A 23,601-nucleotide genomic window follows, 5' to 3' on the forward strand; every position below is an offset into this window, starting at 1 on the left:
CATGAGTGTCGCTCAGGCGTTCGACGGCGGCGGATGGCTACGACGCCGCCCGCCGCAGCCTCGTGCCCTGCTTCGACGCGTTCTACACCACGGCCGTCGAGGTGGCCGCGCCACCGTTGCGGGCCGCCCTGGCAGCGGGGCGTACGCCCGAGGTGCTCGATCTCGGCGCCGGGACCGGCCTCCTGTCGTCGCTGCTCTCCGCCGCCGTGCCCGGCGTGCGGCTGACCCTGGTGGACGCCGCGCCGCAGATGCTGGCCGTCGCCGCCGAGCGGTTGGCCGGCCGGGGCGTCGCGCATCGGGTGGTGGTGGCCGACCTGGTCGATCCACTGCCGGCCGGGCGGTACGACGCGGTGGTCAGCGCGCTGGCCATCCACCACCTGGACGACCCCGCCAAGCGCGACCTCTACCGTCGGGCGGCCGCGGCGTTGGTGCCCGGCGGAGTCTTCGCCAACGCCGAGCAGGTGGCCGGCCCGACCCCCGAACTGGACCGGCGTTACCACGACGCCTGGCTGACGCAGGTCGCGGCGCTCGGTTCCGACGCCGCCGAGGTCGCCGCCGCCGAGCGACGAATGGCCTACGACCGCCCCGCCCCGGTGACGGAGCAGTGCCGCTGGTTGACCGAGGCGGGCCTGGCGGACGTCGACTGCTTCTTCAAGGCGTGGCGCTTCGCCGTCATCGGCGGCCGCGCCCTGGGCTGAACCGGCGCCACGAGGTCGCAGATACATGTTCGGCTGTGGGCTCCGGCGGCGAGGAACACTTCGGGGATGACTAGTAGTCATACCAGCGGGTAGTCTGCTGGAATGACAGCCAAGGTGACTCTGTCGTTCGCCGACGACACGATCGCGGATGCCCGGCGGTTCGCCAAGCGGGAAGGGCTCTCGCTCTCCGCCTGGATGGACCAGGCGGCCCGGGAGAAGGCGTTGCGCGAGGTCTTCGCCGCGCACGCCGCCGCGGTCGGCCGGGCCGGGCTGGACCTGGAATCCGCCTCGCTGGCCGATGCCCAGGAGGTCGGCATGGTCGACGACCTGCTCTTCGGTGGTCCACCGCGTGCTGCGTAGGGGCGAGGTCTGGCGGATCGAAGGGGCCCGGGAGCGCCTCGGTCTGGTGATCAGTTCCGATGTCTACAACTCCACGGCGGTGCCCATCGTGATCGTGACGGAGGTGGTGGAGACGGCGCTGCTGCGCGACTCGCCGCTGGCGGTGTCGATGGGCGACCGGGTGGTGATGCCGGACCGGATCTCCTCGCCGATGAAGAAGTGGTTCACCGAGTGCGTGGACGTCGCCGACGCGGAGACGATGCGCCGGGTGGACCGGGCGTTGCGCATCCTCCAGCAGCTCTGAGCCGACCCGTTCCTCACCGCCGTCGTCGGCACGTGGTGCGATCCCCGTTGCCGGGCCGACCCGAACGGCGAACGCCGCGGTAACGGCGGCTCCCTAGCTTCTGCGGCATGACCACCACGAGCGAGCAGCCGACGGTAATCGAAGAGGAGAGCCTGGACCGCCGACCAGGTCGGTGGATCGGGCACTGGGCACCGGAGGATCCGGCCTTCTGGCGGCGGATCGGTCGCGGTGTCGCCCAACGCAACCTGATCTGGTCGATCTTCGCGGAGCACATCGGCTTCTCCGTGTGGTTGCTCTGGAGCATCGTCGTCGTCCGGCTCGGCGACGCCGGATGGCAGCTGACCACCAGTCAGGCGCTCTGGTTGACCGCCGTGCCCAGCGGGGTCGGCGCGCTGCTGCGACTGCCGTACACCTTTGCCGTACCGGTCTTCGGCGGTCGCAACTGGACCGTCATCTCCGCGCTGCTGCTGATCGTGCCCTGCGCCGGGCTGGCCTGGGCGGTCGAGCATCCGGAGATCGGCTTCGTGTCGTTGCTGCTGATCGCCGCCACGGCCGGGTTCGGCGGTGGCAACTTCGCCTCCAGCATGGCCAACATCTCCTTCTTCTATCCGGAGCGGGAGAAGGGGTGGGCGTTGGGGCTCAACGCCGCCGGCGGCAACATCGGGGTGGCCGTCGTGCAGTTCGTGGTGCCCCAGGTGATCGTGCTGGGCGGCGGGCTCGCGCTGGCCCGGGCCGGTCTGATGTACATCCCGCTGGCGGTGATCGCGGCGGTCTGCGCGTACCTGTTCATGGACAACCTGGTCGAGGCGAAGGCCGACGTGGGGCCGGTCTGGTCGTCGCTGCGGCACCGCGACACCTGGATCATGTCGCTGCTGTACATCGGCACCTTCGGCTCGTTCATCGGCTATTCGGCGGCCTTCCCCACCCTGCTCAACTCGGTGTTCGGCCGGCCGGACGTCGCACTGGCCTGGGCGTTCCTCGGCGCGGGGGTGGGCTCGCTCTGCCGGCCCTTCGGCGGCCGGCTGTCCGACATCGTCGGCGGGGCCCGGGTCACGGTGGCCAGCTTCGTGCTGATGGCGGTCGGTGCCCTGGGCGCGCTCTGGTCGGTCGAGCAGCGCAACATGGGTCTGTTCTTCGTGGCGTTCCTGCTGCTCTTCGTGGCCACCGGCGTGGGCAACGGCTCGACCTACCGGATGATCAGCAGGATCTTCCAGGTCAAGGGCGAGGAGCGGGGCGGCACGCCGGAGATCATGCTGGCGATGCGCCGGCAGGCCGCCGGTGCTCTGGGCATCATCTCCGCGGTCGGTGCCTTCGGCGGTTTCCTGGTGCCGATCTGTTACGCCTGGGCCCGGTCGACCTACGGTGGCATCCAGCCGGCGCTGCGCTTCTATGTCGGATTCTTCCTGGTGCTGCTCGTGATCACCTGGGTCGCGTACCTGCGTCCCGGCAGTCGGATGGCGCGCGCCGGGGTGTGACGGTCGTCATGCCGGCCTCCGCGCGCCCCGCCGGTCGGACCCCGTTTTGACCGGCCGGCGGGGCTGCGGGTATCGTTGCCTGCTGTTGTACGACATCTGTGGGCGTGCCGCCTGAGGTACGCTTGGTCGTTCGTGCGCGCTGGTCCGGCTGGGATGTCCTGGTCACCTCGGCGCGCTACCCCAGACCGACGACGAGACAAGGTAGACCTGTGCGTACGTACAGCCCGAAGCCGGGTGAGATCGAGCGTCAGTGGCACGTCATCGACGCCTCTGATGTCGTGCTGGGCCGCCTGGCCACCCACGCCGCCACGCTGCTGCGGGGCAAGCACAAGCCGACTTTCGCGCCGCACGTCGACACGGGCGACTTCGTCGTCGTCGTGAACGCGGGCAAGGTCGCGCTGACCGGCAACAAGCGCCAGCAGAAGATCGCTTACCGGCACTCCGGTTACCCGGGTGGCCTGAAGCAGGTCGGCTACGAGGAGCTGCTGGCCAAGCGCCCCGAGCGGGCCATCGAGCTGGCGGTGAAGGGGATGCTCCCGCACAACAAGCTCGGCCGTCAGCTCATCAAGAAGCTGAAGGTCTACGCCGGTGCCGAGCACCCGCACGGCGCGCAGCAGCCGGTGCCGTTCGAGATCAAGCAGATCGCGCAGTGAGCGCGGGCGAAGGAAGCAGCATGACCGACATCACCGCCACCGAGGTCGCCCCTGAGGCCACCGAGGCGCCGGCGCCCGTCGCGCGCGCGCCTCGTGGTGACCGCCCGATCCAGACCGTGGGTCGGCGCAAGGAGGCCATCGTCCGGGTGCGCATCGTGCCGGGCACCGGCAAGATCACTTGCAACGGGCGTGACCTGGAGGCGTACTTCCCGAGCAAGGTGCACCAGCAGCTGATCAAGGATCCGCTGGTGACCGCCGAGAAGCCCGAGGCGTTCGACGTCATCGCCAACCTGCGCGGCGGCGGCACCACCGGCCAGGCCGGTGCGCTGCGGCTGGCCATCGCCCGGGCGCTGATCGTCAGCGAGCCCGACGACCGCCCGGCGCTGAAGAAGGCCGGCTTCCTGACCCGGGACGCCCGGGTCAAGGAGAGCAAGAAGTACGGCCTCAAGAAGGCCCGTAAGGCTCCCCAGTACTCGAAGCGCTGATTTCCAGCCGCACCTTGTACTTCTGACGGACGGCCGGTCCGCCTCCCCTCGACGGGGAGGTGGGCCGGCCGTTTCCGTTGCCGCACGACAAGGCGTTTCTCCTAGCATCGGCAGTTCATCGGAGGTTTGTGGGTATGGGCCGGTTGTTCGGCACGGACGGCGTACGCGGGCGGGCGAACGCCGACCTCACCCCGGAGTTGGCACTCTCGGTGGCCGTCGCGGCCGCCCACACCCTCGCCGAGTCGGATCGTGGCCGCGCTCCACTGGCCGTGGTGGGCCGGGACACCCGGGCCAGCGGCGAGATGCTCGAGGCTGCCGTGGTGGCCGGCCTGACCAGCGCGGGCGCGACGGTGATCAGGGTCGGCGTGCTGCCCACCCCGGCGGTGGCGTTTCTCACCGCGGAGACCAAGGCGGACCTCGGCGTGATGCTGTCGGCCTCGCACAACCCGATGCCGGACAACGGGATCAAGCTGTTCGCCGCCGGCGGGCACAAGCTGCCCGACGAGATCGAGATGCGGATCGAGGCGGCCATCGAGGCCAACGCCACCACCGCCTGGGCGCGCCCGGTCGGCGCGGGGGTGGGCCGGGTGCACGACCTGCTCGACGGCGCGAGCCATTACGTGCAGCACGTCGCCGGGACGGCGCCCCACCGTCTCGACGGGATCAAGGTCGTGGTCGACTGCGCCAACGGCGCCGCCGCCGAGGTGGCCCCGGCGGTCTACCGGGAGGCCGGCGCCGAGGTGATCGCGATCAACGCCGAGCCGGACGGGCTCAACATCAACGACGAGTGCGGCTCCAACCACATCGAGGCGCTGCGCCAGGCGGTGGTGGAGCACGGGGCGCATCTCGGCATCGCCCACGACGGTGACGCCGACCGGTGCGTGGCGGTGAGCGCCGACGGCGAGGAGGTCGACGGCGACCAGGTGATGGCGATCCTGGCGCTGGCCATGCGGGAGGCCGGCACGCTGACCGGTGACACCCTGGTCGCCACCGTGATGAGCAACCTCGGTCTGCGCCTGGCCATGTCCGCGGCGGGCATCCGACTGGTCGAGACCAAGGTCGGTGACCGGTACGTGCTGGAGGAACTGCGCGCCTCCGGGCTGGCCCTCGGCGGCGAGCAGAGCGGGCACATCGTGATGCCGGCGTACGCCACCACCGGGGACGGGGTGCTGACCGGACTGCACCTGATGGCCCGGATGGCCGCCACCGGCCGTACGCTGGCGGATCTCGCCAGTGTGGTGACCAAGCTCCCGCAGGTGCTGATCAACGTGCCGGTGGGTGACCGCACCGTCGGTGCCGCCGCACCGGCGGTACGCGCCGAGGTCGAGCGGGCCGAGGCCGAGCTGGGCGAGACCGGCCGGGTGCTGCTGCGCCCGTCGGGTACCGAACCGCTGGTCCGGGTGATGGTCGAGGCCGCCACCGAGCAGACCGCCCGCGACGTCGCCGAGCGCATCGCCGCCCACGTCCGCACCGCCAGCCCGGCCTGACCCTGACCGCCCGCCAGTGATCGGCTCCACCGTGGTCGGACGGACGTCCCCCTACTGTGTAGGGTGCCGTGGGACGATGACCGCCGGCCGCCGTAGGAGCGGACACCACGTATCACGGGGGTGACTGTGTCCCACCCAGGGTCTCCTGGTTTCGTCGGGCAACCCGTCGACAGTGCGGTGGACGAGGCGCCGCCCAGCGCACCGCAGACCTGGCTCGGGGCCCGCTGGGGCCGGCTGCTCATGATCTTGATTGTCCTGGGGCTGATCATCGGCTCCGTGGCGACACCGTGGTCCGAGGTGACAATCGAGGTACTGGGCAGCAGGGCCGGCTCGCTCCTCTACCAGGACTCCACAGTCGGGCTCAGCGTCACGGATATCGGCGGGTGGGGATGGGCCTATCTGCTCCTGGTTGGGCCGTTGGTGCTGCTGACGGTGGCCTCGGTGGTGTTGCCCGGGTACGCGGGACGGGCCGCCACGGTCGCGGCGGGTGGCGCCCTGCTGGCCATGTCGACGGTCCTGGTCGGTGCCGCTTATCGCCTCTCGTCGACGCCGGACGAGGGCGCCGCCCGCTGGGCTGAGGTGGTGCGCCAGGTGGCGCCCGTCCTGGACCGGGACTACGGGGCCATCTGGTTCGGCTACGAAAGCTCCGGGCTGACGTTCGCGGTGCTCGCCGTGGCGGCCCTCACCGCGGTGGTGCTGACCGGCTGGTGGCCGGGCTCCGGTCGGATCGTCGCTGCCGCGGCCGGCACCCTGGCGCTGCTCGCCGGCCTCGCGCTGCCCTGGCTGACCGTGTACGGCGCGACCGCGAACGAACTGGACCGGCGCAACGTCTGGTGGCCCACCTTCGGCACCGCGTCGGTGCTCACCATGGTCGGCACGCTGGCACTCGCCGCCCTGACCTGGTGGGCCGCGCTACGCCGGTCGACCCGGGGCCGGCTGCCCCTGCTGCTTGTCACGGTGCCGGTGGCCGGCGCGCTCGTCCTCATGCACGACTACCTCGGGCTGGACCCTGAGGAGTGGCAGGACGCGGCCGAGCGTGCCCGCTACCTCGCGGTCGCCGACGACATCCGTTCGGCAGCCGAGCTCGCGCAGCTCGCGCCCATGCTCTTCCTCGCGGCGATGGTGCTGGCCTGGTCGGCGGCGCGGCGGCGGGCCCGAGCCGCACGGTCACCGGTCGTCGCGGTGCCGACCGAAACCCGCCCGGCCCACGGTCCGGGCTGACGGCGCGTCGGTCACCGGACCTCGGGCAGCCGCCGCAGCCGGGTCACCGCCTCGGCCAGCACCTCCTGGCGTTTGCAGAAGGCGAACCGGATGAGCCGGCGACCGGCCTCGGGGTCGTCGTAGAAGACCTGCGTGGGTACCGCCACCACGCCGGACCGCTCGGGCAGCGTACGGCAGAAGTCGACGCCGTCGGTGCCGCCGAGGGCGGTGATGTCGGCGGTGACGAAATACGTGCCCTCCGGGGTGTACACGTCGAACCCGGCCGCGGTCAGCCCGTCGATCAGTTGGTCGCGGCGGACCTGTAGGTCGGCCCGGAAGGCGGTGAAGTAGTCGTCGGGCAGGGCGAGTGCCACCGCCACCGCGGGTTGCAGGGGCGCGGCGTTGACGTAGGTGAGGAACTGCTTGACCCGCAGCAGCGCCGACACCAGCGCCGCCGGCCCGCTGGCCCAGCCCACCTTCCAGCCGGTGCAGGAGAAGGTCTTGCCGGCCGAGGAGATCCGCAGGGTGCGCTCACGCATCCCGGGCAGCGTGGCCAGCGGTACGTGCCCGCTGGTGGCGTCGGTGAAGGCCAGGTGCTCGTACACCTCGTCGGTGACCGCGTACGCGCCGTGCTCCTGGCAGAGTTCGGCGACCAGGGTCAGCTCGTCCGGGGTGAACACCTTGCCGGTCGGGTTGTGTGGCGAGTTGAGCAGCACCAGCCGGGTCCGGGCGCTGAACGCGTTCCGCAGGTCGTCGGGGTCGAAGGCGTAGCGCCCGTCGACGCCGGGACGGAGGGTCACCGGTCGCCGGGTCGCGCCGGCCAGGGCGATCGAGGCGGCGTACGAGTCGTAGTAGGGCTCGAAGCAGACCACCTCGTCGCCGGGTTCGCAGAGGGCGAGGATGGCCGCGGCGACGGCCTCGGTGGCGCCGGCGGTCACCACCACCTCGCCGTCCGGGTCGTACTCCAGGCCCCAGAAGCGGCGTTGGTGCGCCGCCACGGCCGCCCGTAGTTCGGGGATGCCGGGGCCGGGCGGGTACTGGTTGTGGCCGGTGTTCAGGGCCTGCGTCGCGGCGGCGAGCATCTCGGGTGGGCCGTCGGTGTCCGGGAAGCCCTGCCCGAGGTTCACCGCGCCGGTACGCAGGGCGAGAGCGGACATCTCGGCGAAGATCGTCGTCCCGAACGGGCGCATCCGGGCCACCAGCGGGTCGACATCGTGGCTCGTCACGCCCGTCAGGGTACGGGTGTGACGAGCCGAACCGCCTGCCACCCGAGCGCGTGCTTTGTCGCTCCGATGGCCACGATCGCCGGGATCGCTCAAGTTCAGTGATTGTTTAACCCAGTTTCGAGCAGACATCGTGAGCGAAACTGGTTAGGCTGCGACCCATGTGTGGAATCGTGGGTTACGCCGGTGCCCGACCGGCGCTCGGCATCGTGCTCGACGGCTTGCGGCGGCTGGAATACCGCGGCTACGACTCGGCCGGCGTCGCCGTCGTCTGCGACGGGGCGCTGTTGACCGAGAAGAAGGCCGGCAAGCTGGCGAACCTGGAGAAGGTGCTCTCCGAGCGGGCGGCCGAGGACCCGGCCGGTTGCGGAGCGAGCCCGATCGGCATCGGCGACGGCACCACCGGCATCGGACACACCCGGTGGGCCACCCACGGCGGCCCCACCGACCGCAACGCCCATCCGCACCTGTCACCCGACGGGCGGGTCGCGGTGATTCACAACGGCATCATCGAGAACTTCGCCAAGCTCCGTGCCGAGCTGGAGGACGAGGGTGTCACCTTCACCAGCGACACCGACACCGAGTGCGCCGCGCACCTGCTCTCCGCCGCCCTGACCGATCTGCGAGCGGCGGGTCAGCCGGACGGGCCGCAGCTGTTGACCGCCGCCATGCGGGTGGTCTGCCAGCGACTGGAGGGCGCCTTCACGCTGCTCGCCGTCGATTCGGCGATCCCCGGCGCGGTGGTCGGTGCCCGCCGCAACTCACCACTTGTCGTCGGTCGGGGCGACGGGGAGAACTACCTCGCCAGTGACGTCGCCGCGTTCATCGAGCACACCAGGGACGCGGTCGAGCTGGGCCAGGACCAGATCGTGCTCATCACGGCCGAGAGCATCGAGATCACCGACTTCGAGGGGCAGCCGGCCAGCGGCAAGGACTTCCACATCGACTGGGACTCCTCGGCCGCCGAGAAGGGCGGCTACGACTGGTTCATGCTCAAGGAGATCGAGGAGCAGCCGCAGGCGGTCGCCGACACGCTGCTCGGACGGTTGACCGAGACCGGCGAGATCATGCTCGACGAGGTCCGGCTCAGCGACCAGGACCTGCGTGACGTCGACAAGATCTTCATCGTCGCCTGCGGCACCTCCTACCACGCCGGGATGGTGGCCAAGTACGCCATCGAGCACTGGACCCGGATTCCCTGCGAGGTGGAGCTGGCCAGCGAGTTCCGCTACCGCGACCCGGTGCTGGACCGGTCCACCCTGATCGTGGTGATCTCGCAGTCCGGCGAGACCATGGACACCCTGATGGCGCTGCGGCACGCCAAGGACCAGAAGGCCCGGGTGCTGGCCATCTGCAACACCAACGGCTCCACCATCCCCCGGGAGTCCGACGCGGTGCTCTACACCCACGGCGGGCCGGAGATCGCCGTCGCCTCCACCAAGGCGTTCCTCACCCAGGTCATCGCCTGCTACCTGATCGGGCTGCACCTGGCCCAGGTGCGCGGGGTCAAGTACGCCGACGAGGTGGCGGCCGTGGTCGACCAGCTCCACCAGGTGCCGGACAAGCTGCGCGAGCTGCTCGGGCGGATCGAGCCGGTCCGCGAGCTGGCCCGCGAGCTGCGTGCCGAGTCGACGGTGCTGTTCATCGGCCGGCACGTCGGCTACCCGGTGGCGCTGGAGGGCGCGCTGAAGCTCAAGGAACTGGCGTACATGCACGCCGAGGGCTTCGCCGCCGGTGAGCTGAAGCACGGCCCGATCTCGCTCATCGACGAGGGCACCCCGGTGATCTGCATCGTTCCCTCTCCGGTGGGTCGGGGCATGCTGCACGACAAGGTCGTCTCCAACATCCAGGAGGTACGCGCGCGGGGCGCCCGCACCATCGTCATCGCCGAGGAGGGCGACGAGTCGGTGGTCCGCTACGCCGATCACCTGATCCACGTGCCGCGTACCCCGACGCTGCTCGCGCCGCTGGTGACCACCGTGCCGTTGCAGGTGTTCGCGGCCGAGATCGCCGCCGCCCGGGGACACGACGTCGACCAGCCGCGCAACCTCGCCAAGTCCGTCACCGTGGAGTAGCCGGCGACCGGCACCGGCGGTCGACCCCGGCCGTCGGTGCCGGTCTCAGCGTCCCAGCATGACCCGGGCCATGCCGTCCAGCGCCGGATTGTCCGGATGCCAGTAGCCGGTGTGGCCGTACCGGCCGCTGGGGAACGTCCGACCGCCGAAGCCCGGCTCGGCCGGGTCGCGCCCGAACCACCGCTCGTCGCCCGGCCCGGTCAGCCAGCCGGCGATCATGCCGACCGGTGAGGCGCTGAGCGCCGCCCGCAGGGCGAGCTCGTCCGGCGGGCGGGTCAGCCGGATCACGTCGTCCGGTGCGGTGCTGGCCCACACCTGCCCGGTCGGCATGCCCAGCTCGGCGGCGTGCCCCACGCCGACCCCGGGTGAGCCGACGAAGACCAGCGCGTCCGCGGCGAGGCCATGGTCGCGAGCGGCGGTGCCCACCACCAACGAACCGTAGCTGTGCCCGAGCACGGTCTGCCGGGCCGGCGGGCCGTCGTGGGTGGCCCGCAGACCGTCCTGGAACCGGTGCAGTGCCTCCCCGGCCGCGCGGGCCTGCCCGTCCCAGGCCGCCTCGTGCAGGAAATCCGGGGCGTCGTAACCCAACCAGAGCACTGCCGAGGTCTGTGTCTCCGGGGCCAGTTCGGCGCCACGGGCCAGCACCCGCGCCGCCCGGCCCAGCTCGCCGGTGGCGTCGTCGAGCCCGGCGGTCATCCCGGGTACGTAGGTGAGCACGTCGGTGGCTCGGTCCGGGTTGCCCAGCGCCACCACCGCCCGTCCCTCGCCGCCGACGTCCAGACCCAGCAGGTACGCCCGTGGCTGCTGGGTCGACTCCAGCCGGGCGACGAGTCCGTCCAGCCCGGACAGCGCGGCCTCGACACCACGCAGCCCGGCCGCCTCCAACGGGCCTCGGGGCACCCGGGCCAGCAACTGCTCCCACCGTTGCACGAGGGTCGCGCGCCGGGCCGTGAGCAGCAGCCGGTTGGCCTGGTCACGGGCCTCGGCCGGCACCCCGTCGAGCCGCCCGGTCAGCTCCGGCTCGTGCACCACCAACCAGCGACGCTCGGCCGGGGTGAGCCCGGCCCACCAGCGCCGCACCGCGCCGGGCTCGGCGTTCGGCGGTGGACGGTACGACGGTGGCCGGGCCGTCCAGCCGGCACCAGCGGCCTCGGTCAGCCGGGCGAGGCGCTTCGTGGCCTCCCCGTCGGCCGTGGCGGCCAGGTCGAGGGCCTCCCGCAGGGCCGAGGCCACCTGAGCCACCGCCGGGGCGGTGCCGGCGGACGGCACCCGGGCGGGATCGGCGCGTACGCCACCCCTGCGGTCGATGAGCACACCGGTGGTGGCGGCCAACGTGACAGCCGCCGTCAGCCGGGCCCGGGCAGCCACCAACCGCGCGGCGAACTCGGCCAGCACCTGATCGGTCTCGATCGCGGCCGGAACCAGTGCGGCCAGTTCCTCGCGCAGCCCGGTCAGCCGGGCACCGGCCGACCCGGCGGCACTGCCGGACCAGCCGGTACGCAGGGCGGTGCCGCTGTCGGTGAGTTCACCGGCCCGCCGCTCGGCCACGCCGGCCAGGCTGGCCCAGGTCGATCCGGTGGCCCGCCACGCGGCCGGGTCGACCGTGGAGAGCTGGGCGTAACCGACAACCGGCCCGGGTGCGCTCATCGGGGCAGGACGGAGAGCCGGGCGGCGGCCCTGGCGTCCACCGACTCGTACGCCCCGGCGGCGGCGCGTACCGCGTCGCCGGTCTCGGCGACCCGGGCAGCGAGCCGACCGGACCAGGTGTGCACGGCCGCCTCCAGGTCGGCGAGCGCCCGCGCCGTCGACCATTCCCGGGCCGGTGCGCTCAGCCCTCGCCCACCGGACATCCCGTGCGCCAGCCGGTAGCTGGTGTCACCCAGCGACCGACCCACCCGGTGCAGCAGTTCCGGCCGGACGGCCAACGTCTCCTCGGCCATCGTTCCTCCCACCTGGCGTCGACACGACGCCGACGACGCTAGGCGGTGACGGTGTCGACGGTCGTGCCCTGTGGACAGCCGGCGTCCGGCGTACCCCTGGTTCGTCCACAGGCGTTGCCGCGGGCGCGGCCGACGGCTATCTTGCGGCCCCCGCGCCGGTAGGGTTGACCGGGTGATCGGGAAACGGGGTGCGGCATGAGACCGGTCTGGCGGGTGGCGGACGTACGGGCGGCGGAGGCCGCCCTGATGGCCACCGTGCCGCCCGGCACGCTCATGCAACGCGCCGCCGCCGGGCTGGCCCGCCGCTGCGCGTTGCTGCTCGCCGGGCGGGGCGGGGTGTACGCCGCGCCGGTGCTGCTGCTCGTCGGCTCCGGTGACAACGGCGGCGACGCGCTGTACGCCGGTGCCCGGCTGGCCGGGCGCGGTGCCGCCGTGTCGGCGTTGCTGCTCACTCCGGATCGGGTGCACGCCGAAGGGCTGGCCGCGTTGCGTGCCGCCGGGGGACGGGTCGTGTCGCGACCGCCGGCCGTGGTGGACGTGGTGCTCGACGGGATCGTCGGCATCGGCGGTCGCGGCGGCCTGCGGGAGACCGCCGAGCAGTTGGCGGCCAGTCTGCTGCGACACCGGGGGCGGGACGGCGAGCGGGCGACGGTGGTGGCGGTGGACGTGCCGAGCGGTGTCGCGGTGGACACCGGGGCGGTGCCGTTGACGCCGTCCGGCCGTCCGAACGCGGTGCGCGCCGACGTGACGGTGGCCTTCGGAGCCTTGAAGCCGGCCCTGGCGGTCGGTCCCGCCGCCGCGTTGGCGGGCGAGGTGGACCTTGTCGACATCGGCCTGACGCCGTGGCTGCGTGGCAGCCCCGCGTGGCACGTCGTGGAGTGGTCGGACGTGGCCGACTGGTACCCGAGGCTCGGATCCGCCTCGGAGAAGTACACCCGGGGTGTGGTCGGGGTGGCCACCGGCTCCGCGACGTACCCGGGTGCGGCGGTGCTCTCCGTCGGCGGGGCGCTCGCCGGTCCGACCGGCCTGGTCCGCTACGCCGGGGGCGCCCGGGAGGAGGTGGTCCGCGAGCATCCCTCGGTGATCGCCACCGGCCGGGTCGCCGACGCCGGCCGGGTGCAGGCCTGGGTGTGCGGGTCGGGGCTCGGCACCGACGAGCGGGCCGCGACCGAGCTGCGGACCGTGCTCGCCGCCTCGGTGCCGGTGGTGCTGGACGCCGACGCGCTGACCCTGCTTGTCGACGGCTCCCTGGCGGACCAGCTCCGGCGACGGGACGCGCCGATCGTGGTCACGCCGCACGACCGGGAGTTCACCCGGCTCTGCGGGGAGGAGCCGGGCGCCGACCGGGTCGCCGCCACGCTTCGACTGGCCGCCTGGATGAACGCGGTGGTGCTGCTCAAGGGCGATCGCACGGTGGTCGGCACGCCGGACGGGCGGGCGTACGTCAATCCGACCGGCACCCCCGCGCTGGCCACCGGTGGCACCGGCGACGTGCTGGCCGGACTGCTCGGCTCGTTGCTCGCGTCGGGGTTGCCGGCCGAGCGGGCCGCGGCGGCAGCGGCGTACCTGCACGGGCTGGCCGGCCGGGAGGCGGCCCGGGGCGGCCCGGTGACCGCGCCGGACGTCGCCGTCGCGCTGCGTCCGGTGGTGGCGCGGCTGCCCTGAGTACCCGCCGCGGTGATCAGCATGGAAAGTAGGGTGGGGGGCATGTGGCAGGCCGAGGTACGTGTCGACCTTGATGCGATCCGGGAGAACGTGGACCGGCTCCGCGCCGGCACCAGCGCGGAACTGATGGCGGTGGTGAAGGGTGACGGCTACGGCCACGGCATGGTCCCGGCGGCCCGGGCCGCGCTTGACGCGGGAGCGGACTGGCTCGGCGTCTGCACCCTGGACGAGGCGCTGGCGCTGCGCGCCGCCGGTATCGACGCCCCGGTGCTGGCCTGGCTGCTCGCCCCTGGGCTACCCCTGCACACCGGCGTGACCGCCGGTGTCGACCTGGGAGTGGCGAGCCTGCCCCAGCTCGACGAGATGGTGGAGGCGGCCCGCCAGGCCGGCCGCCCGGCCCGACTGCACCTGAAGATCGACACTGGACTGGCTCGGGGTGGTGCGACGGTCGCCGACTGGCCGGCCCTGCTCGACGCCGCCGCCAAGGCACAGGCCGACGGGCTGGTCGAGGTGGTCGGGGTGTGGAGCCACTTCGTCTACGCCGACCTGCCCGGTCACCCGACCACCGACCGGCAGTTGGCGGTGTTCCACGAGGGCCTGGCCATGGTCGAGCGGGCCGGATTGCGCCCGCGCTACCGGCACCTGGCCAACTCGGCGGCCACGCTGACCCGGCCGGACACCCACTTCGACCTGGTCCGTCCGGGGCTGTCCGTCTACGGCCTCTCCCCGGTGGCGGGCGAGACGTACGGCTTGCGTCCGGCGATGACCGCCCGTGCCCGGGTGATGCTGACCAAGCGGGTGCCGGCCGGTGCGGGCGTCTCCTACGGCCACACCTACACCACCGAACGCGAGGCGAACCTCGCCGTGGTGCCGCTCGGCTACGCCGACGGGGTGCCCCGACACGCCTCGAACCGTGGCCCGGTACAGCTCGGCGGGGCCCGGCGGACCATCTCCGGCCGGGTCTGCATGGACCAGTTCGTGCTCGACTGCGGCGACGATCCGGTGGCCGCCGGCGACGTGGCGATCCTGTTCGGCGACGGATCCGAGGGAGCGCCCACGGCCGACGACTGGGCCGAGGCGGTCGGCACCATCAACTACGAGATCGTCACCCGGTTCGGCAGCACCCGGGTCCCACGCGTCTACGACGGCGATCGGACATGACCGGTCTGCGCATCCCACGCCCCCGGACCACCGCCGGAAAGGCCGCCGGACTGGTCGGTGCGGCGCTGGGGGTGGCCGCGGCCGGGCTGGCCGCCGGGGTCGCCACGGAACGCGCCCTGGTCCGTCGGCTGAAGGCGGACCCCACCGACGCGCACGCCGACGAGGTCTTCGGCGACCAGCGGTACGACGAGGCGTACCGGCTGGAGATGCCCGACGGCACCGACATCCACGTCGAGGTGGTCGAGCCGACCCGGCCGGTCGACGGCAACCCGACGGTGCTGCTGGTGCACGGCTTCTGCCTGGACGTGGGCACCTTCCACTTCCAACGCAAGCTGCTCGCCGAGCGGGGTGAGCACCGGATCGTCGCGTACGACCAGCCGGGGCACGGCCGGTCGGGGCGACTGGAGAGCGGCGAGTACGACCTGACCGCCCTCGGCCGTACGCTGCGCCGGGTGATCGACGAGGCGGCTCCGGAAGGGCCCCTGGTGCTCGTCGGTCACTCGATGGGTGGCATGACCATCATGGCCCTGGCCGAGCTGTATCCGGAGATGTTCGGCGACCGGGTGGTGGGTACCGTCCTGATGGCCACCTCGGGCGGGCTGCTGGCGGAGACGAAGCTGGTCGCGCCCGCCCTGCTGGGCCGGGTGGGTGCGCCGGTGCTCTACATGGCGGGCAACGTCACCCGGTACGGCGGGGCGGTCATCGACCGGGCCCGCCGCTCGACCACGAACGTGGCCTGGTTGCTGACCCGCAGGTACGGCTTCGGCACCCGGTCGCCCAGCCCGGCACTGGTGTCCTACGTGGAGGAGATGAACTCCCGCACCTCCGCCGACACGGTGACCCGCTACCTGCGTACCCTGGCGACCCACTCCCGGTTCCCGGCGCTGGCCGCGCTGGCCGGCACGCCGGTGCTGGTGATCGTCGGAGACAAGGACATGATCACACCGCTGACCCACTCGGAGGAGATCGTCCGGCGGCTGCCGCACGCCGAGTTCGTCAGGATCCCCGACAGCGGTCATGTGGTGATGCTCGAGCACGCCGACGAGGTGAACGCCGCGTTGCTCCGCTTCCTCGACAGCTGCGGGCGGGACGGCCCGTGACCGGGTTCGTGCTGCCGACGGTCGCGGACACGTACGCCTTCGGGCAACGGCTGGCCGGGTTGCTGCGCCCCGGTGACCTGGTGCTGCTCACCGGCCCGTTGGGTGCCGGCAAGACGGCGCTGACCCGGGGAATCGGTGCCGGCCTGGGGGTGCTCGGTGACATCACCTCACCGACCTTCGTGATCGCCCGGGTGCACCGTCCGGACCCGACGAGCGGACGGGGTGTGGCGTTGGTGCACGCCGACGCGTACCGGCTGGGCGACGCGGCGGATCCCCGGGCCGAGATCGACGACCTCGACCTGGACGCCTCCGTCGACGAGTCGGTGACCGTGGTCGAGTGGGGCGAGGGCCTGGTCGAGCAACTGGCCGACGCGCACCTGCGGGTCCGCCTGCACCGGCACGACGACGACACCCGCACGGCGGAGCTGGAGCCGGTCGGCGGCGACTGGGCGCAGCGTCTCGGTGCCCTCGCCGCCCGGGGCTGAGCGCTGTCGTACCCGGTGCCTACAGTGCCCGCAGACGTTCCGACCGGTGAGAGGTTGCCGATGCCCGACGACACCCCCGCTCTCGACCTGCTGGCGCTGCTCCCCGACGAGTGGCGGGCGGTGCTGACGCCTCATCTCGACCCGGCGCGGATGTCCGCGTTGAGCGAGTTCGTCGCCGCGGAGTACGTTGCCGGCCCGGTCTTCCCACCGGTGGAGGACCTGTTCTCGGCCTTCCGGCTCTGCCCGCCGTCGGCCTGCCGGGTGCTGATCCTCGGGCAGGATCCCTACCACCGCGCCGGCCAGGCACACGGGCTCAGCTTCAGCGTGCGCGAGGGGGTGTCGGTGCCGCCGTCGCTGCGCAACGTGTTCAAGGAGCTGGGCGAGGATCTGGGCGTGCCGAAGCCGGGCAGCGGCAACCTCGACGGCTGGGCGGCACAGGGTGTGCTGCTGCTCAACTCGGTGCTGACCGTGCGGCAGGGTGCCCCCGGGTCACACGCCAACCGGGGCTGGGAGGAGTTCACCGACGCGACCATCCGGGCCCTCGACGCGCTGGAGTCGCGGGTGGTGTTCCTGCTCTGGGGCGGGTACGCCCGCAAGAAGGCGGCGCTGGTCGGCAACCCGCAGCACGTGGTCCTGGAGGCCGGGCACCCCAGCCCGATGAACCCGCGCGGTTTTCTCGGCAGCCGCCCGTTCAGCGCCGCCAACAAGGCGCTCGCCGACGCCGGCCTGCCCACCATCGACTGGGAGCGCTCGGCCGGCTGACCCGTGTGCTCCTGCCGCCACGCCGCCCGCACGTACCAGGTGGCGGCATCCGCTTGGTTGGTCGGTCGAGCCAGTCGGACGGCTCGCCTTGACTGACGTCGATCGTTGGATAACGATATCGAAAACATAGACGCCGGCTTACGTCTTCAGTCTGGGGGTCAGTGGCGACGCAAAGTGGCAGCGAAGCACCCATACAACCGACAATCCGGCAATCCGTGCAACCATGGCGCGGCATTGACGCGTGGTGACCGTCCCTCAACCACACGCGAGCCGCCGATCACGTCACACTCACACCGCCTCTCGCAAGGAGAAGTACACCACCATGAACGAAGTCCCCACACACCGTAAGAGTCGCCGACGCGGCCGCGTCAGGATGCTGGCTGCCGCCGCCTTCGCCGCCGTGTTGGCCACCACCGGCACCGTCGCGATCTCGGCCAGCCCCGCCCAGGCCGAGGCCGACCGGCAGGTCTGCTCGAACACGGAGGGCACCCACAACGGGTTCTTCTTCTCGTTCTGGAAGGACAGCGGCGACGCCTGCATGGTGTTGCGTGAGAACGGCCGCTACTCCAGTTCGTGGAGCAGGAGCACCAACAACTGGGTCGGTGGCAAGGGTTGGAACCCGGGCACCCGGCGCACGATCACCTACTCGGGTAGCTACAACCCGGGTAACAACAACAGCTACCTCGCGCTGTACGGGTGGACCCGTAACCCGCTGGTCGAGTACTACATCGTCGAGAACTTCGGCAGCTACAACCCGAGCAGCGGTGCCACCCGGCTGGGTAGCGTCACCACCGACGGGGGCACCTACGACATTCTGCGGAGCCAGCGGGTCAACCAGCCCTCGATCGATGGCACCCAGACGTTCTACCAGTACTGGAGTGTCCGGCAGCAGAAGCGCAGCAGCGGGACCATCACCACTGCCAACCACTTCGACGCCTGGGCGCGTGTTGGTCTGAACCTGGGCAACCACTACTACCAGATCATGGCGACCGAGGGTTACCAGAGCCAGGGCAGCTCGGACATCACCGTCCGGGAAGGCGGCAGCTCCGACCCGGGCAACCCGACCACCCCGCCGCCCAGTGGCGGGTCCGGCCAGATGATCGTCGGTCAGCAGTCCGGCCGGTGCCTGGACGTGCCGAACTCCAGCACGAGCAACGGCACCCAGATCCAGTTGTACGACTGCCACGGTGGCTCGAACCAGCGGTTCACCCACACCTCGGGCCGGCAGCTGACGGTGAACGGCAAGTGCCTGGACGTGCCGAACTCCAGCACGAGCAACGGCACCCGGATCCAGTTGTATGACTGCCACAGCGGCGCGAACCAGCAGTGGAACATCAACTCCAACGGCACGATCACCGGAGTGCAGTCCGGGTTGTGCCTCGACGCCGGTGGCACCGGTAACGGGGCGATGATCCAGCTGTACAGCTGCTGGGGTGGAGCAAACCAGCAGTGGAGCCGACGCAACTGATCGGTCGATTCGGGGCCAGGCGCTGACGCGCCTGGCCCCGAACCTTCGTGAGAACCACGACCCGGCGGCTATGGCGGGCGGGCGTTCAGGGGCCAAAGGCGATACGGCTAGGCTGGGTCATTGTGCTCGTACTGGTGGTGGACAGCTCGACCCCGGCGGTGACCGCGGCGCTCGTCGAGGTCACCGCGAGCGGCGTCACGAATCGGGCGCACCGGTGCACCGTCGACGCTCGGGCGCACGGCGAACTGCTCGCCCCGCAGGTCGACGCGGTGCTCGCCGACGTCGCCGCCAGGCCGGCCGACCTGCACGCGATCGTCGCCGGGGTCGGCCCGGGGCCGTTCACCGGGCTGCGGGTGGGGCTGGTCACCGCCGCCACCATGTCCCAGGTGCTCGACATTCCCGCGTACGGTGTCTGCTCGCTCGACGCGATCGGCCACCCGGCGGCGGCCGGCGAGCCGGTGCTGGCGGCGAGCGACGCGCGGCGCCGGGAGATTTACTGGGCGGTTTACGACGGTGCCGGCCAGCGCCTGGTCGGGCCGGAGGTCGGCGCGCCCGCGGTAGCCGCCGAGCGGGCCCGCGCGTTGGCCGTCACCGTCGCGGTCGGCGACGGCGCACACCGGTACGCCGATGCCCTCGGGCTGCCGCTGCGACCCGAGCCGCGCTACCCGGACGCGACCGCGCTGGCCACCCTGGCCGCCGAGCGGATCCGCACCGGCGCGCCCGGTGATCCGTTGACACCGCTCTACCTGCGTCGCCCGGACGCGGTGGCGGCGACCGCGCGCAAACCGGTCCTGCCGTGAGCCGCGGGCAGAGCGGTCTTGTGGTGAGTGAGGTGCGACTCGGCCGGTTCCGCTGGTGGCACATCGACGAGGTGTTGCCGATCGAGGCGGACCTCTTCGGTGCCGAGCAGTGGTCGGCACCGATGTTCTGGAACGAGTTGGCCCACGGGCATTTCTACCGGGTCGCGACCGACGGCGAGGGCGCGGTGCTCGGTTACGCCGGGCTCGCGGTCGCTCCGCCCGACGAGGCATGGGTGCAGAACATCGCGGTCCGGCGGGACGCCCAGCGCCGGGGGATCGGCCGGCTGCTGCTGGAGGCGTTGCTCGCCGAGACCACCCGGCTCGGGGTACGCGCCGTGCTGCTGGAGGTCGCCGCCGACAACGGACCGGCCCAGCGGCTCTACGCGACGTACGGTTTCGAGCCGATCGGCGTGCGGCGCGGCTACTACCAACCGAGCAACACCGACGCGCTGGTCATGCAGCGCACCCAGGACTGAGACCTGCCATGGCTGACGAACCACTGATCCTCGGCATCGAGACCTCGTGCGACGAGACCGGCGTCGGTGTCGTGCGCGGGCACACCCTGCTCGCCGACGCGCTCGCGTCGAGCGTGGACCAGCACGCCCGATTCGGTGGGGTGGTGCCGGAGGTGGCCAGCCGGGCGCACCTGGAGGCCATCGTGCCGACGATGCGGCGGGCGCTGACCGAGGCGGGGGTGACGCTCGCCGACATCGACGCGATCGCGGTCACCGCCGGCCCCGGTCTGGCCGGGGCGCTGCTGGTCGGGGTGGCTGCGGCCAAGGGGTACGCGGTCGCCGCCGAAAAGCCGGTCTACGGGGTCAACCATCTCGCCGCGCACGTCGCCGTGGACACGCTGGAGCACGGCCCGCTGCCCGAGCCGGCGATCGCGCTGCTGGTCTCCGGCGGCCACTCGTCGCTGCTGTTGGTCGACGACCTGGCCCGGGGCGTCACCCCGCTGGGCGCCACCATCGACGACGCGGCCGGCGAGGCGTTCGACAAGGTGGCCCGGCTGCTCGGCCTGCCCTTCCCCGGTGGGCCGTACATCGACCGGGAGGCCCGGGCCGGCGACCCGGCGGCGATCGCCTTCCCGCGTGGCCTGACCGCCGCCAAGGATCTCGTCACGCACCGCCACGACTTCTCCTTCTCCGGGTTGAAGACCGCGGTGGCCCGGTGGGTGGAGGCGCGCCAGCGGGCCGGCGAGCCGGTCCCGGTCCCGGACGTCGCCGCGTCCTTTCAGGAGGCGGTCTGCGACGTACTCGTCAACAAGGCGCTGGACGCCTGCCGTGGCCAGGGTGTCGAGACGCTTGTGATCGGCGGGGGAGTGGCGGCCAACTCACGGTTGCGGGCGATGGCCGAGCAGCGGGCCGCCCGGCACGGCATCCGGGTCCGCGTGCCCCGGCCCGGCCTGTGCACGGACAACGGCGCGATGGTGGCGGCCCTCGGCTCGCACCTGGTCGCCTCGGGTGTCGCACCGAGCCGGCTCGACCTGCCCGCGGATTCGGCCATGCCGCTGACCACGGTCAGCGTCTGAGGGGACGGCGACGTGATCGTACGGATGTGGGAGGCCCGGGCGGAGCCGTACGCCCTCGCCGACCTGATCACCTGGGTCTGCGACAGCGCGCTGCCCGAGTTCGAACACGACCCGCTGCACGTGTCCAGTGAGGTCTTCTCCTCCACCGACCACCGGGTTGTGGTGATCTCCAAGTGGCGCAGCAGCCCTCGGCCGCTGCCCGACCCGCCGGTCATGCTGCTCGCGCGGCAGCCGCATTCCTGGGACTTCACCCAGGTTGACCGCTGAGGCGTTCAGCGCGCCAGGTCGGGTCAGCGGATGGTCACCGTGGTGGTGGCGGTGGAACGGTCGATCTCGCTGGTCCGGGCGCTGACCCGTAACGTCCAGTCACCGGCGACCGGGAAGTGGATCTCGGCGCTGCCGTGGTGCGGCTCCAGCGCGAAGACGTCGACGGTGATCGGCTCGATGCCGGCCTCCGGCAGGGCGGCGGTTACCGTCCACTCCGCCACCGGCAACTCCTTCGCCTGCGGGGTGTAGACGTAGGCGTGCAGGCTGTTCGTGGTGCCCGCGACCGCCGGATAGATGTCGAACTGCAGGGTGAACAGGTCGGTGGTGAGTGACTGCGCGACGCCCTCCCGGCTCACCCCGTCGGCCGCGGTACCGACGGACCGGCCGGGCGGGGTCTGCACCAGCACCGCCGTCAGGGCCAGCACCACCGCCGTCACGGCGAGCTCCACGCCGGCCGCCCGGGCGACCCACCGGGGCCGGACCGCCGCGACCCGTCGCCTGATCAGTCGGCGTTGCCCGGCCGCCACCGCCAGCACCCCGGCCAGCAGTGCCGCCTTGGCCAGCAGCAGACGACCGTACGTGCTGCCCCACAGGGCGGCGGGCCGGCCGAGTTCGATCACGGCCTGACCGAGGCCGGCGGCGACCAGCCAGGCCACCGCGAGGGTGGCCAGCCGGGACCAGGCCGGCAGGATCCGGGTGAGTACCCGCTGGTGGGTGCCCCGGAGCAGAAACACGGTGAGCGCGATCAGTCCGCCCAACCAGGCGGTCACCCCCGCGACGTGCAGGGTGCCCAGGGCGATGCTCACCGGCGGCAGCGGCGAGGCGACCGGATGCCCGGCCAGTGGCCAGGTGACGAACCCGGCCAGGCCGACGGCCGCCAGTGCCGCACCCCGCATTCGTCCGGCGACGCCCCGACCGGTCGACGAACGCTCACCAACGCGCCGCAGCACCGCCGGCAGCAGGGCCGCCGCCAGGCCGATCAGCGCCAGCCGGGCGGCCAGCACCACTCCGACGTCGCTGTCGGCGACGGCCCGCAGGTCGGCCGGGGAGAGCTGCCCGACCGGCGCACCCACCACCTGGGCGGCCTGCCCGACCCAGGTGCCGAGGGTGCCGGCGGCAACCAGACCGAGCCCGACCAGCGCGGTGGCCGTGGCACCTCGACGGGAGCGACGGCGGGGCCACATGGTGGCCGCGAGCAGCGGCGGGCCGACCGCCAGGAGCAGGCCCAGGTACCCGAGGTACTTCGCGGCCGGGACCAGCACCCCGGCCGGTGACTCGGACTCCGCCAGGGCCGGCTCGGGCGGGGTCGCCGACGGTGCCCCGGCGGCGAAGGTGAAACTGCCCGCCACCGGGTGACTGTCGGCCGAGATGACGCGGTAGCTGACCAGGTAGGTGCCGAGTGGACGATCCGAGGGCCGCAGGGCGATCCGGATGGTCCGGTCCCGGACCTCGGGCTCGCCGACGTTGATCCGCTTGCCGTCGGGCGCGAGGACCTGCACTCGGCCGGGGACCACGGCGATGGTCTCGCTGAAGGTGACCAGCACCTCGCGGGGCGCGTACCCGAGCACCTCGTCGCGCTGCGGGGTGGTGGCCACCACCACGGCGTGCGCCGCCGCTGGACCGGCGGGGCCCAGGGCGGCGCACAGCGCGGTGAGCACCAGCCCGAGCAGGGCAGCGGCTCGGGTGCGGGCGGTCATCGATCGGGCGGTGGCGGTCAGCTACGACGGAACATGCGGTACGTGAGGAAGCCGCCGGTGCCCAGGGCGCCGAGGAAGATCGCCCAGATGAGCGTGTTGCTGACGCCGATCTGCGGGCCGGTGTTCGCCTGCGCGGCGGCGAGCAGGCCGTCGTTGCCCGGTGCCGGTAGCGCGGCGGGCGGCAGCTCGGCGTAGCGGACGAGGCCGGTGCTCTCCAGCATCCGCATGTGGTCACCGACGAACGTGTTGGCCGAGTTGGCCAGGTCCCGGATCACCTCGTTGCGGGTGCTGGCCCGCACCGCGCCGATGACCGGGAAGATCTTGCCGTGGGCGACCCGGAGCCGGGTGACGAAGATCTGGTCGAAGCGGGCGCCCCGGGCGTCCTTCATCTCGGTGAGCCAGCCCTGCTGTTCGGCGGTGGGCGCGTTGGGGATGACCGCACCCAGCTTGTTGGCCGCGTCCACGGTGATCCGGTCAAGCTCCTCGTGCTGCCGGGCGATCTCGGCGCCGACCTCGCGGACCACCCGGGAACTGCCCTTCTCGGCGGCCATCTGCCCGGCCGGCATCTCCCACAGACCGGCCAGTCGCACGCCGTCGAGCAGGGCCTGGTCGGCGGCGGCGAGTTGCTGGGCGGCGGGCGCGGCCAGCGCCACGCCGGGCAGGACGACGAGAGCTGCGACGATCGTGGTGAGCAGCACCGCCAAGCGACGGGACCGGTTGCCCTGCCGGCGACGAGCGGAATCCAGCGGTGCCATGTCTGCGGCGCCTCCTCGGACGAGAACCGAT

General features: G+C 72.3%; 24 protein-coding genes. 19 read left to right on the forward strand and 5 right to left on the reverse strand.

The genetic code is table 11. From position 1 onward, the window contains the following. The first annotated feature begins 5 nt into the window (after positions 1-5). The 8 genes from O3597_RS00975 to O3597_RS01010 all read left to right on the forward strand — a co-directional run bounded on the left by O3597_RS00975 (position 6) and on the right by O3597_RS01010 (position 6,662). A complete protein-coding gene (locus O3597_RS00975) occupies positions 6-698 on the forward strand; it encodes a class I SAM-dependent methyltransferase (protein ID WP_281603016.1) in 693 nt (230 codons plus the stop codon). Between the two features lie 102 nt (positions 699-800). Next, entirely contained in the window at positions 801-1,058 is a 258-nt protein-coding gene (locus O3597_RS00980) for a hypothetical protein (RefSeq protein ID WP_210829640.1), read from the forward strand. Further along, positions 1,036-1,341 (forward strand): type II toxin-antitoxin system PemK/MazF family toxin, encoded by a 306-nt coding sequence (locus O3597_RS00985; protein ID WP_216592867.1) that lies wholly within the window; start codon positions 1,036-1,038, stop codon positions 1,339-1,341. Before O3597_RS00980 ends, O3597_RS00985 begins: the two co-directional genes overlap by 23 nt. 107 nt (positions 1,342-1,448) lie before the next feature. Then, positions 1,449-2,816 (forward strand): nitrate/nitrite transporter, encoded by a 1,368-nt coding sequence (locus O3597_RS00990; RefSeq protein WP_281603017.1) that lies wholly within the window; start codon positions 1,449-1,451, stop codon positions 2,814-2,816. 209 nt (positions 2,817-3,025) lie between these two features. Next, positions 3,026-3,469 (forward strand): 50S ribosomal protein L13, encoded by a 444-nt coding sequence (gene rplM / locus O3597_RS00995; protein ID WP_093411456.1) that lies wholly within the window; start codon positions 3,026-3,028, stop codon positions 3,467-3,469. A gap of 20 nt (positions 3,470-3,489) precedes the next feature. Beyond that, complete coding sequence (gene rpsI / locus O3597_RS01000) at positions 3,490-3,954, forward strand: 30S ribosomal protein S9 (protein ID WP_018784602.1); 465 nt, start codon at positions 3,490-3,492, stop codon at positions 3,952-3,954. Between the two features lie 134 nt (positions 3,955-4,088). Beyond that, complete coding sequence (gene glmM / locus O3597_RS01005) at positions 4,089-5,441, forward strand: phosphoglucosamine mutase (RefSeq protein WP_281603018.1); 1,353 nt, start codon at positions 4,089-4,091, stop codon at positions 5,439-5,441. Positions 5,442-5,567: 126 nt separating this feature from the next. Continuing rightward, positions 5,568-6,662, forward strand: coding sequence for a hypothetical protein (locus tag O3597_RS01010; protein ID WP_164447848.1), 1,095 nt, complete (start codon positions 5,568-5,570; stop codon positions 6,660-6,662). Between the two features lie 11 nt (positions 6,663-6,673). Here the strand turns inward: O3597_RS01010 and O3597_RS01015 are convergent, their stop codons facing one another. Then, the gene (locus O3597_RS01015; RefSeq protein WP_281603019.1) at positions 6,674-7,867 is read right to left on the reverse strand and encodes a pyridoxal phosphate-dependent aminotransferase; all 1,194 of its coding nucleotides are present in this window, start codon (positions 7,865-7,867) and stop codon (positions 6,674-6,676) included. 158 nt (positions 7,868-8,025) lie between these two features. Between O3597_RS01015 and glmS the strand changes: the two genes are divergently transcribed. Then, positions 8,026-9,939 carry a glutamine--fructose-6-phosphate transaminase (isomerizing) gene (gene glmS / locus O3597_RS01020; RefSeq protein ID WP_164447846.1) on the forward strand — a complete coding sequence of 638 codons (1,914 nt, stop codon included), beginning with the start codon at positions 8,026-8,028 and terminating at the stop codon, positions 9,937-9,939. A 45-nt stretch (positions 9,940-9,984) separates the two neighbouring features. Here the strand turns inward: glmS and O3597_RS01025 are convergent, their stop codons facing one another. Together O3597_RS01025 and O3597_RS01030 are read right to left on the reverse strand one after the other, a co-directional pair. Next, positions 9,985-11,586: an alpha/beta hydrolase gene (locus O3597_RS01025; RefSeq protein WP_281603020.1), complete on the reverse strand. Its 1,602-nt coding sequence runs from the start codon at positions 11,584-11,586 to the stop codon at positions 9,985-9,987. Beyond that, positions 11,583-11,879, reverse strand: a complete 297-nt coding sequence (locus tag O3597_RS01030; protein WP_164447845.1) for a type VII secretion target — start codon at positions 11,877-11,879, stop codon at positions 11,583-11,585. Before O3597_RS01030 ends, O3597_RS01025 begins: the two co-directional genes overlap by 4 nt. Positions 11,880-12,074: 195 nt before the next feature. Here O3597_RS01030 and O3597_RS01035 point away from each other — a divergent pair, with 195 nt between their 5' ends. The 10 genes from O3597_RS01035 to O3597_RS01080 all read left to right on the forward strand — a co-directional run bounded on the left by O3597_RS01035 (position 12,075) and on the right by O3597_RS01080 (position 21,118). Continuing rightward, positions 12,075-13,544, forward strand: a complete 1,470-nt coding sequence (locus tag O3597_RS01035) for an NAD(P)H-hydrate dehydratase (RefSeq protein ID WP_281603021.1) — start codon at positions 12,075-12,077, stop codon at positions 13,542-13,544. Positions 13,545-13,586: 42 nt separating this feature from the next. Then, entirely contained in the window at positions 13,587-14,705 is a 1,119-nt protein-coding gene (gene alr / locus O3597_RS01040) for an alanine racemase (protein ID WP_164447941.1), read from the forward strand. Continuing rightward, positions 14,702-15,805: an alpha/beta hydrolase gene (locus O3597_RS01045; RefSeq protein WP_281603022.1), complete on the forward strand. Its 1,104-nt coding sequence runs from the start codon at positions 14,702-14,704 to the stop codon at positions 15,803-15,805. The genes alr and O3597_RS01045 overlap by 4 nt, the downstream gene beginning before the upstream one ends. Next, a complete protein-coding gene (tsaE, locus tag O3597_RS01050) occupies positions 15,784-16,290 on the forward strand; it encodes a tRNA (adenosine(37)-N6)-threonylcarbamoyltransferase complex ATPase subunit type 1 TsaE (RefSeq protein WP_281604438.1) in 507 nt (168 codons plus the stop codon). Before O3597_RS01045 ends, tsaE begins: the two co-directional genes overlap by 22 nt. Before the next feature lie 60 nt (positions 16,291-16,350). Next, on the forward strand, positions 16,351-17,052 hold the full coding sequence (ung, locus tag O3597_RS01055; RefSeq protein ID WP_164447843.1) for a uracil-DNA glycosylase: 702 nt from the start codon (positions 16,351-16,353) through the stop codon (positions 17,050-17,052). 322 nt (positions 17,053-17,374) lie between these two features. Continuing rightward, positions 17,375-18,520, forward strand: coding sequence for a glycoside hydrolase family 11 protein (locus O3597_RS01060; RefSeq protein ID WP_281603023.1), 1,146 nt, complete (start codon positions 17,375-17,377; stop codon positions 18,518-18,520). Between the two features lie 122 nt (positions 18,521-18,642). Beyond that, positions 18,643-19,320 carry a tRNA (adenosine(37)-N6)-threonylcarbamoyltransferase complex dimerization subunit type 1 TsaB gene (gene tsaB, locus O3597_RS01065; protein ID WP_281603024.1) on the forward strand — a complete coding sequence of 226 codons (678 nt, stop codon included), beginning with the start codon at positions 18,643-18,645 and terminating at the stop codon, positions 19,318-19,320. A gap of 23 nt (positions 19,321-19,343) precedes the next feature. Further along, positions 19,344-19,796 carry a ribosomal protein S18-alanine N-acetyltransferase gene (gene rimI / locus O3597_RS01070; protein ID WP_281603025.1) on the forward strand — a complete coding sequence of 151 codons (453 nt, stop codon included), beginning with the start codon at positions 19,344-19,346 and terminating at the stop codon, positions 19,794-19,796. Positions 19,797-19,804: 8 nt separating this feature from the next. Next, positions 19,805-20,851, forward strand: coding sequence for a tRNA (adenosine(37)-N6)-threonylcarbamoyltransferase complex transferase subunit TsaD (gene tsaD / locus O3597_RS01075; RefSeq protein WP_164447842.1), 1,047 nt, complete (start codon positions 19,805-19,807; stop codon positions 20,849-20,851). A gap of 12 nt (positions 20,852-20,863) precedes the next feature. Continuing rightward, positions 20,864-21,118, forward strand: coding sequence for a hypothetical protein (locus O3597_RS01080; RefSeq protein ID WP_281603026.1), 255 nt, complete (start codon positions 20,864-20,866; stop codon positions 21,116-21,118). Between the two features lie 23 nt (positions 21,119-21,141). Here O3597_RS01080 and O3597_RS01085 read toward each other — a convergent pair whose 3' ends face one another. Continuing rightward, entirely contained in the window at positions 21,142-22,815 is a 1,674-nt protein-coding gene (locus O3597_RS01085; protein WP_281603027.1) for a copper resistance protein CopC, read from the reverse strand. Positions 22,816-22,832: 17 nt separating this feature from the next. Then, positions 22,833-23,570, reverse strand: coding sequence for a DUF4142 domain-containing protein (locus tag O3597_RS01090; protein WP_281603028.1), 738 nt, complete (start codon positions 23,568-23,570; stop codon positions 22,833-22,835). Positions 23,571-23,601 lie beyond the last annotated feature (31 nt).

The sequence above is a fragment of the Verrucosispora sp. WMMA2044 genome (genome assembly GCF_027497155.1).
GTDB lineage: Bacteria > Actinomycetota > Actinomycetes > Mycobacteriales > Micromonosporaceae > Micromonospora > Micromonospora palythoicola.

Coding starts and splice junctions, on each gene's coding strand:
- O3597_RS00980 (WP_210829640.1), top strand. CDS start 801: ATGACAGCCAAGGTGACTCTGTCGTTCGCCGACGACACGATCGCGGAT.
- O3597_RS00990 (WP_281603017.1), top strand. CDS start 1,449: ATGACCACCACGAGCGAGCAGCCGACGGTAATCGAAGAGGAGAGCCTG.
- rpsI (WP_018784602.1), top strand. CDS start 3,490: ATGACCGACATCACCGCCACCGAGGTCGCCCCTGAGGCCACCGAGGCG.
- glmM (WP_281603018.1), top strand. CDS start 4,089: ATGGGCCGGTTGTTCGGCACGGACGGCGTACGCGGGCGGGCGAACGCC.
- glmS (WP_164447846.1), top strand. CDS start 8,026: ATGTGTGGAATCGTGGGTTACGCCGGTGCCCGACCGGCGCTCGGCATC.
- O3597_RS01025 (WP_281603020.1), bottom strand. CDS start 11,586: ATGAGCGCACCCGGGCCGGTTGTCGGTTACGCCCAGCTCTCCACGGTC.
- O3597_RS01030 (WP_164447845.1), bottom strand. CDS start 11,879: ATGGCCGAGGAGACGTTGGCCGTCCGGCCGGAACTGCTGCACCGGGTG.
- O3597_RS01035 (WP_281603021.1), top strand. CDS start 12,075: ATGAGACCGGTCTGGCGGGTGGCGGACGTACGGGCGGCGGAGGCCGCC.
- alr (WP_164447941.1), top strand. CDS start 13,587: ATGTGGCAGGCCGAGGTACGTGTCGACCTTGATGCGATCCGGGAGAAC.
- O3597_RS01045 (WP_281603022.1), top strand. CDS start 14,702: ATGACCGGTCTGCGCATCCCACGCCCCCGGACCACCGCCGGAAAGGCC.
- ung (WP_164447843.1), top strand. CDS start 16,351: ATGCCCGACGACACCCCCGCTCTCGACCTGCTGGCGCTGCTCCCCGAC.
- O3597_RS01060 (WP_281603023.1), top strand. CDS start 17,375: ATGAACGAAGTCCCCACACACCGTAAGAGTCGCCGACGCGGCCGCGTC.
- tsaD (WP_164447842.1), top strand. CDS start 19,805: ATGGCTGACGAACCACTGATCCTCGGCATCGAGACCTCGTGCGACGAG.
- O3597_RS01085 (WP_281603027.1), bottom strand. CDS start 22,815: ATGACCGCCCGCACCCGAGCCGCTGCCCTGCTCGGGCTGGTGCTCACC.
- O3597_RS01090 (WP_281603028.1), bottom strand. CDS start 23,570: ATGGCACCGCTGGATTCCGCTCGTCGCCGGCAGGGCAACCGGTCCCGT.